The sequence below is a fragment of the Mesorhizobium sp. M0626 genome, assembly GCF_040320665.1.
Classification (GTDB): Bacteria; Pseudomonadota; Alphaproteobacteria; order Rhizobiales; family Rhizobiaceae; genus Mesorhizobium.
The window spans coordinates 231,180-239,745 of the sequence record NZ_JAMYQD010000013.1 but is presented as its reverse complement, the minus strand read 5'-3'; the positions used below and the strand labels follow the sequence as shown (position 1 = coordinate 239,745).

Annotated in this window: 6 protein-coding genes; 1 reads left to right on the top strand and 5 read right to left on the bottom strand. The window is 64.2% G+C overall.

Annotated elements, in window-relative coordinates; translation table 11 throughout:
- Positions 1 to 129: 129 nt before the first annotated feature.
- Entirely contained in the window at positions 130 to 2,325 is a 2,196-nt protein-coding gene (gene katG / locus NKI37_RS18665; RefSeq protein ID WP_023667720.1) for a catalase/peroxidase HPI, read from the bottom strand.
- A 140-nt stretch (positions 2,326 to 2,465) separates the two neighbouring features.
- Between katG and NKI37_RS18660 the strand changes: the two genes are divergently transcribed.
- On the top strand, positions 2,466 to 3,374 hold the full coding sequence (locus NKI37_RS18660) for a hydrogen peroxide-inducible genes activator (protein WP_023667719.1): 909 nt from the start codon (positions 2,466 to 2,468) through the stop codon (positions 3,372 to 3,374).
- A gap of 107 nt (positions 3,375 to 3,481) precedes the next feature.
- Here NKI37_RS18660 and NKI37_RS18655 read toward each other — a convergent pair whose 3' ends face one another.
- The 4 genes from NKI37_RS18655 to NKI37_RS18640 form a co-directional block, all read right to left on the bottom strand.
- Positions 3,482 to 4,585, bottom strand: a complete 1,104-nt coding sequence (locus NKI37_RS18655; protein WP_023701299.1) for a calcium:cation antiporter — start codon at positions 4,583 to 4,585, stop codon at positions 3,482 to 3,484.
- Between the two features lie 96 nt (positions 4,586 to 4,681).
- Positions 4,682 to 6,442, bottom strand: coding sequence for an AMP-binding protein (locus tag NKI37_RS18650; RefSeq protein WP_352789424.1), 1,761 nt, complete (start codon positions 6,440 to 6,442; stop codon positions 4,682 to 4,684).
- Positions 6,443 to 6,673: 231 nt separating this feature from the next.
- A complete protein-coding gene (hisG, locus tag NKI37_RS18645) occupies positions 6,674 to 7,375 on the bottom strand; it encodes an ATP phosphoribosyltransferase (protein ID WP_352789422.1) in 702 nt (233 codons plus the stop codon).
- Positions 7,372 to 8,490 carry an ATP phosphoribosyltransferase regulatory subunit gene (locus NKI37_RS18640; protein ID WP_352789419.1) on the bottom strand — a complete coding sequence of 373 codons (1,119 nt, stop codon included), beginning with the start codon at positions 8,488 to 8,490 and terminating at the stop codon, positions 7,372 to 7,374. Before NKI37_RS18640 ends, hisG begins: the two co-directional genes overlap by 4 nt.
- Positions 8,491 to 8,566 lie beyond the last annotated feature (76 nt).

The following is an 8,566-nucleotide window of genomic DNA, read 5'->3' as shown; positions in this document are numbered from 1 at the left end:
CGCGGGGGTGGGGGGGCTATTGGGGGGGGGGCGCCCCCACGCCCCCTTATTTAAAACTCTATTAATCCCTCCCCTCCAAAAACGTCGGGGGGGGGCCGCGGCCCGCCCCCCTTCGTTTGGGAGGTTGTATCAGGCAGCGATGTCGAAACGGTCGGCGTTCATCACCTTGGTCCACGCCTTGACGAAATCGCCAACGAATTTCTGCCCGGCATCCGCCGACCCGTAGACCTCGGCCAGCGCGCGCAGCTGCGCATGCGAGCCGAAGATCAGGTCGGCGCGTGTGGCGGTCCACCTGACTGCCCTGGTCTTGCGGTCGCGTGCTTCATAGACCTCATGCGAGCCCGGCTCGGAGGCCGGATCCCAGATGGTGCTCATCGAGAGCAGGTTGACGAAGAAGTCGTTCGTCAGCGTGCCCGGCCTGTCGGTCAACACACCATGCTTCGAGCCGCCGGTGTTGGCGCCGAGCACGCGCAGGCCACCAACCAGCACCGTCATCTCCGGCGCCGTCAGGTTGAGCAGTTGCGCCCGGTCGACCAGCATGGCTTCGACCGACATCGGCGGTTTGCCCCTGACATAGTTGCGGAAGCCGTCAATTTTCGGCTCGAGCGCCGCAAAGGAATGGACGTCGGTCTGCGCCTGCGAGGCGTCGGTGCGGCCGGGCGTGAAGGGAACCTTCACCGCATTGCCGCCATCCTGCGCCGCTTTCTCGACCGCGGCGACGCCGCCGAGCACGATGAGGTCGGCCAGCGAGACCTTCTTGCCGCCTGCGTTGAACTCGTTCTGGATGGCTTCGAGCTTCGCCAGCACGGTGGCCAGTTCGACAGGCTGGTTGACCTCCCAGTCCTTCTGCGGCGCCAGACGAATGCGCGCGCCATTGGCGCCGCCGCGCTTGTCGGAGTTGCGGAAGGTCGAGGCCGAGGCCCAGGCGGTCGAGACCAATTGCGAAACGCTGAGGTCCGAAGCCAGGATCTTGGCCTTCAGCAATGCGATATCCTGGTCGCTGACCAGCTCATGGTCGACGGCCGGAACCGGATCCTGCCAGATCAGCTCTTCCTTCGGCACCAGCGGGCCGAGATACCGCACGACCGGCCCCATGTCGCGATGGGTGAGCTTGTACCAGGCACGGGCGAAGGCATCGGCGAACTGCTCCGGATGCTCGTGGAAGCGGCGCGAGATCTTCTCATAGGCCGGGTCGGCCCGCAGCGCGAGGTCGGTGGTCAGCATTGCCGGCGCATGACGCTTCGAGGGATTGTGCGCGTCCGGCACCGTAGCCGCGCCAGAGCCGCCCTTCGGCGTCCACTGATGGGCCCCGGCCGGGCTCTTGGTCAGCTCCCATTCGAAGTTGAAGAGATTGTCGAAGAAGTTGTTGCTCCACTTGGTCGGCGTCGTCGTCCAGGTAACTTCGAGGCCGGACGTGATCGCATCGCCGGCAATGCCGGTGGCATGCTTGCTCGACCAGCCGAGGCCCTGCGCCTCGATGCCCGCGCCTTCCGGCTCGGCGCCGACCAGTGTTGCATCACCGGCGCCATGGGTCTTGCCGAAGGTGTGGCCGCCGGCGATCAGCGCCACGGTTTCCTCATCGTTCATTGCCATGCGTCCGAAGGTCTCGCGGATGTCGCGGGCCGAGGCCAGCGGATCCGGCTTGCCGTTCGGCCCTTCCGGGTTGACGTAGATCAGGCCCATCTGCACCGCGCCGAGATGGCCGTGCAACTCACGGTCGCCGGAATAGCGCTTGTCGTCGAGCCACTTGGTTTCCGAACCCCAGTCGACATCCTGCTCGGGCTCCCAGACATCGGCGCGGCCACCGGCAAAGCCAAAGGTCTTGAAGCCCATCGATTCCAGCGCAACGTTGCCGGTGAGAATCAACAGGTCGGCCCAGGAGATCTTGCGGCCGTATTTCTGCTTGACCGGCCACAGCAGCCGGCGCGCCTTGTCGAGATTGGCGTTGTCCGGCCAACTGTTCAGCGGCGCGAAACGCTGCTGGCCCGCACCGGCGCCACCCCGGCCGTCGCCGATGCGATAGGTGCCGGCGCTGTGCCAGGCCATGCGGATGAACAGCGGCCCGTAATGGCCGAAATCGGCCGGCCACCAATCCTGCGAATCCGTCATCACCTTGTGCAAATCCTCGATCACCGCGTCGAGGTCGAGCGTCTTGAACTCCGCGGCGTAGTCGAAAGCTTCGCCCATCGGGTCCGAAAGGCTCGACTGCTGGTGGAGAACGCCGATGTCGAGCTGGTTCGGCCACCAGTCGCGGTTGGTCCTGGCGGAGGTTCCATGCGCGACCGGGCATTTGCCGGCGCTGTTGTCGTCGGTCATCGCGTCCATCTTGGCCTCCGAATTGCTGATTTATGTGTTGTTTTTTCCGGGCCGGCCGGGAGCCGCGCCACTCTGGAATGGTTCCAGACTAAGCCGTCTCTTCGATAAAAACAAATTGCCTTTCCTGTTTGTTGCGATAGGCTTTCCTTATGATTGGCTTGACCGTGCGGCAGATGCAATATTTCGAGGCTTTGGCGCAAACGCTGCATTTCGGCCGCGCCGCAAAACTCGCCGGCGTCAGCCAGCCGGCGCTGTCCGCGCAAATCGCCGAGATGGAGCAAAGGCTGAACTGCCGGCTGTTCGAGCGCGGCGGCAAGACGGTGCGGATGACGGAAGAGGCGCAAGCGCTGCTGCCACGCATCGAGCGCATCCTGCGCGACATCAGTGATGTCGAGACGACGGCCCGGCGCGGCCGCCCGGCCATGGAAGGCCGCTTCCGGCTGGGCATCATCCCGACCGTGGCGCCGTATCTTTTGCCGCATGTGCTCCCGGAGCTGAAGCGGCATTTTCCGTCCCTGCAGCTCGAACTGCGCGAAGCAGTGACGGCATCACTGGTCGAGGACACGGCAACCGGACGGCTCGACGCCTTCATCGCCGCGCTGCCGCTCGAGCAGCCGGGCCTGGTCACCGAGGAACTGTTCGCCGACCGCTTCTTCCTCGCCGTGCCAGCCGGAGATCCAGCCTTCGCCTCGCCACCGGTGCCGCCGGAAAGCCCGGCGCTGGAGCGGTTGATGCTTTTGGAGGAAGGCCACTGCCTGCGCGAACAGGCGCTGGCCCTGTGCGGCAGCGTGCGTCCCGTAGCGATGGCAAGCTACGGCGCCACCAGCCTGACGACGCTGCTGCAGATGGTGGCGCATGGTCTCGGCGTCACGCTCATCCCCGAAATGGCGGCAAGGCCGGCCAGCGCCATGCCGGACCTCAAGATCGTGCCGTTCCAGGAGCCAATGCCGCAACGCACGATCTGCCTCGCCTGGCGCCGCAACAAGGTGCGGCATGATGAATGCGTCGAGTTGGCGAAGATCATTCGGGGGTTGGATGCGGCGGTGCTGGGGGTGTGAGTCGTTTGGGTCTTGGATGTCGCCTTGGGAACCCCGAAAAGAAACTCAAATCAGGCGCGTTCGCGAATACCCGCATTGATGGCTGGTCGCCAGACCGCACCAAAGCCTCAAGGGATAAATACCAGAAAAACATACGTAAAAAATACAACGGCATGGACGATTCCGGTCAGGAAGGTCGTCCTTTCGTTGCTAAAGCTTACGCCGCATATGAAAAGCGCTAAAACCAAAAGTACTGCGTCAGCTTCCGGGAGCCCCAGGGTCAACCCTCGTCCCGTAAGCAGGCTGGCTGCTGCGACCGCAGGTATCGTCAAACCAATCGTGGCGCAAGCCGAACCCATTGCGACATTCAGGCCGCGCTGCAGCTCATTGTTGAGTGAAGCGCGAACCGCCGAAATGGCTTCCGGCATCAAAACCAGACCCGCGATCATTGCCCCCACAATGCTGTCAGCCTGGGTCACCTGGTAAGCAACGAGCGCATTTTCAACACTTGCGGCAACCTGCTCGGCGAGCATGACAATTCCGATCAGTCCGATTGCCAGGAGCAGAGCGCTGGAATAGATGCTTTTGTGAGGGGCAGTTCGCGCCGAAAGGTCGTGTGCCAGTCCTTCGATGAAGTCGTCCCGGTGCCGGACGGTTTGCGCGAACACAAAACTTGCATAGAGCAGCACGGAAAGTACGCTCACAAGGCCAAGCTGAGCTGCCGAAAATGTGCCGGGATCGGTGGTCCGCGTGTAGGTCGGCAGGATAAGCGTCATGACGGTCAGTGCGGCCAGAACCGCCAGATATGCGCTTGTCCCTTGCCGGACAATTGCCTGCTTGCGATGACGCCAGCCGCCAAACGTGAGACACGTCCCCACAACGCCGGTGGAGGCAATCATCACCGTCGAGAAGACGGACTCACGTGCAAGCGTGGGGTTGTTCTCTCCATGCAGCATCATGGAAACGATGATCGACACCTCGATTGCCGTTACGGCAAAAGTCAGCACCAATGTGCCGTAGGGTTCCCCCACACGGTGGGCCACCGCCTCGGCGTGATCGAGCACCACGAAAATAGTGATGAACATGATCGCACTCGAGAGCGCTCCGACGAGAATCCTGACGCTCGGCGAACCTTCGTCCACCGGTAGCCCGCTGGCTCTGACCGCAACGGCCAGTGCCAGCGCGGCCAAAGGCATCGCATAGGAAGTCGCTGATCGTGCGAAACCAGTCATTCAAGCCCCAATGCGTTCGGCGAACCTTGCGGAAGCCTGTCGAGCACCCCAGTGTCGTTTCGAAGCCGGGCAGTCCCGTCCCCCGGCGTTCAACCCTCAAGCCGTCTTCTGCACCACCAGCCCCAGTTCCTCCACCATCGCCTCGCGCATCAGAAACTTCTGCGGTTTTCCCGTCACCGTCATCGGCAGTTCGGTGCGGAAGCGGATGTAGCGGGGGATTTTGTAGTGGGCGATCTGGCCGGCGCAGAAATTCTTGATCTCCTGCTCGGTGGCGATCTGGTTGGGCTTCAGCACGATCCAGGCGCACAGCTCCTCGCCATATTTGGCGTCGGGAATACCGAACACCTGCACCTCCTTGACCTTGGGATGGCGGTAGAGGAATTCCTCGACCTCTCTGGGATAGACGTTTTCGCCGCCGCGGATAACCATGTCCTTGACCCGGCCGACAATGTTGCAATAGCCCTCGGCATCTATGGTGGCGAGGTCGCCGGTGTGCATCCAGCCATCGGCGTCGATCGCCTCGCGGGTTTTTTCCGCGTCGTCCCAATAACCCTTCATCACGGAATAGCCGCGTGTGCAAAGCTCCCCGGGCGTGCCGATTGCGACGGTGGCGCCATCGGCGTCGATGGCCTTGACCTCGACATGCGGGTGGATGCGGCCGACCGTGGAGACGCGCTTTTCCAGCGGGTCGTCAACGCTGCTCTGGAACGACACCGGGCTGGTCTCGGTCATGCCATAGGCGATGGTCACCTCTTCCATATGCATCAGCGACACCACCTTCTTCATCACCTCGATCGGGCATGGCGAGCCCGCCATGATGCCGGTGCGCAGGCTGGAGAGATCGAAGCCGGCGAAGTCGGTGTGGTCGAGCATGGCGACGAACATTGTGGGAACACCGTAGAGGCCGGTGCAGCGTTCCTGCGCCACCGCTTTCAGTGTGGCGCCCGCGTCAAAACCCTCGCCCGGAAAGACCATCGTCGCGCCCTTGGTGACGCAGCCCATCGTGCCCATCGACATGCCGAAGCAGTGGTAGAGCGGCACCGGGATGCAGAGCCGGTCGTCGACGGTGAGCTTGGTTGCCGCGGTGACGAAATTGCCGTTGTTGACGATGTTGGTGTGGGTCAGCGTCGCGCCCTTGGGCGCGCCCGTCGTGCCCGAAGTGAACTGGATGTTGATGGGTTCGCCCGGCTTCAGCCCTTCGGAGATGCGGTCAAGGCTGTCATGCTCGTCACGGCCGGCCATCGACAGCACGTCGGCGAAATTGAACATGCCGGGCGAGTTGTCATCGCCCATGCGGATGACGATCTTCAGCGCGGGCAATTTCTGCGCCTTGAGCTTGCCGGGGGTGGCCTTGGCGAGCTCCGGCGCCAGCGTCTCGATCATGCCTAGATAGTCGGAGGTCTTGAAACTGGCGGCGGTGACCAGCGCCTTGCAGCCGACCTTGTTGAGGGCATATTCCAGCTCCGTCAGCCGGTAGGCCGGGTTGATGTTGACCAGGATCAGGCCGATGCGAGCGGTGGCGAATTGGGTGACCAACCATTCCCAGCGGTTGGGCGACCAGATGCCGACACGGTCGCCTTTTTCGAGGTCGAGCGCCAGGAAGCCGGCGGCGAGCGTATCGACCGTGTCCGACAATTCGCTCCAGGTGAAGCGCTTGTCCTGTCCGACGAAGACGGCAGCATCCTGCGTGGCGTATCTGCCGACCGTGTCGGAGAAAAGCTGAGGGATCGTCTTGTCGAGCAGCGGCACCGAACGGTCGCCCGACACATGTGCCCGGCCGTCGAGCGGAGCGATGAACGCCCTGCCGCGCCCGCGCAGATTGGTGGCGTTCTTGAGCTCGTCGAGATTGATCGCCATCGCCGTTTCCTCCCGATGAGTGAGCCTAGCAGCCTGATGGGGTGGTGGAAAGTACAGGCGGTTCCCCTCCCCCTCGAGGGGAGGGTGCCTCGCGAAGCGAGGCGGGTGGGGGCCTCGGCGAAGTGCTCGACTTCCTTGGTCACGGTCGACCCCGCTTGGGTCGTCTCGCGTCGAGCACTGCCGGAGCGACCCCACCCGTCCATCCGCCTTTGGCGGCTGTCCACCCTCCCCTCAAGGGGGAGGGAGCGCGCTCATCTTCGCGGCTATTTCCCGCACTAGCGCCTCATCCGCCGGCGCACGATCTTTCCGGGCAGCCACCAGGCAAGCCTGCGACTTCAGCACAACCCCATCGGCCAGCACCTTGAGATGGTTGGCGCGTAGGGTCGAGCCGGTGGTGGTGATGTCGACGATGACGTCGGCGAGGCCTGCCGCCGGCGCGCCCTCGGTGGCGCCGAGGCTTTCGACGATGCGGTAGACCTGGATGCCGTGCTTCTGCGAAAAGAATTGCTGGGTCAGCCGCCAGTATTTGGTGGCGATGCGCAACCGCCTGCCGTGGCGCTGGCGGAAATCGGCGGCGACATCGTCGAGATCGGCCATGGTGTCGACGTCGAGCCAGATGCCGGGCACGGCGACCACGACATCGGCATGGCCGAAGCCGAGACGCGCGACGATTTCCGCGCGCGCCTCCCAGTCGGCGACTGTTTCGCGCAACAGGTCTTCGCCGGTGATGCCGAGATCGACCGACCCCTGCCCGATCTCGCCGGCGATTTCGGACGCCGACAGGAACGCCACCTCGATGCCTTCGGCGTTATCGATGCGGGCGCGGTACTGGCGCTCGTCGCCGGGCAGGCTGACGGCAAGCCCGGCCCCGGCCAGTACCTCCAGCGCCTGCTCCTTGAGCCGGCCTTTCGACGGGATCGCCAGCGTGATCATTTGGCCTCTCCCCGCAACGCTTCGATGCGGTCGAGCCAGACGGAGAAGCCGACGCCGGGGATCGGCGTCTTGGCGCCGAGCAGGGTCAGCAGCCGGTCGTAGCGACCGCCGCCGGCCAGCGGCCGCTCGCCACCAAGTGCTGCGATCTCGAAGACGATGCCGGTGTAGTAATCCAGCGGACGGCCGAAGGCAGCGTCGTAGCGGATCGTCTTTGCAGGCAGGCCATGTGCCTCGATGGCTTTGGCGCGGGCGGCGAATTTTTCCAGCGCCGCGCCCAGCGAAAGCCCGGCAGAGGCCGCAAAACTTTCGAGCGCAGCACTCGCGCCGTCGAGCGGCACGTCGATGGCGAGAAAATCCCTGAGCGCCGCAAACGCTTCGTTCGACAACCGCACGCTGCGCAGTTCGGCCTTTTCGATCAGCCGCCGGGCAATGTCGGCGGGCGCGCGTCCGCCGGATGCCAGCAGGCCGGCCTCTTCCATGCCGCCGGCAATGTGGGCGGAAAGCGCTTCGAGATCGCCATCGAGGACAAGGGCCGCGACTTCGCCGTCAAGCTGACCGTTGCGTGGCGGGTTGGCGAGATCGGACAACGCTGCCTGCAGCATCGGCGCCGAACCGAAGGCGCGCGCAAGTCGCATGCGCCAGCCGCGCGGCAGGCCGAGGGCCGCCAGCACCGCCTCGAAGATGGTCTGGTCGCCGAGCGTGATCGCAAGAGGTTGCGCCGGCAGCACCAGCTGCAGCAGCGCATGCGCATCGGCCAGCGAACGCGCATCGGCCTTGGCCGTATCGCGGTCGCCGAGATCCTCGATGCCGGCTTGGAAAAACTCGTTGCCGCCCTCGCGGCGCTGGCGGAACACTTCGCCGAGATAGGAATAGCGGCGCGGCGTGCCGGCCTGCGAGGCGATGTGGTCGAGGCAGACGGGGATGGTGAATTCGGGACGAAGGCACAGCGTCTTGCCGGTCTCGCTTTCGGTGAGAAAGATGCGGCGGCGCAGATCCTCGCCGGCCATGTCGAGGAATGGGTCGGCCGGCTGCAGCACCGCCACCTCGACCGCATGGGTGTTGCGGGTGGCGAAGAGCTTGGTGATTTCGGATGCGATGGCGGGATAGCGAGTCATCGGCTGGTTGGGTGCGAGGCACCCCCCTCTGGCCTGCCGGCCATCTCCCCCTCAAGGGGGGAGATTGGCAGCTTGG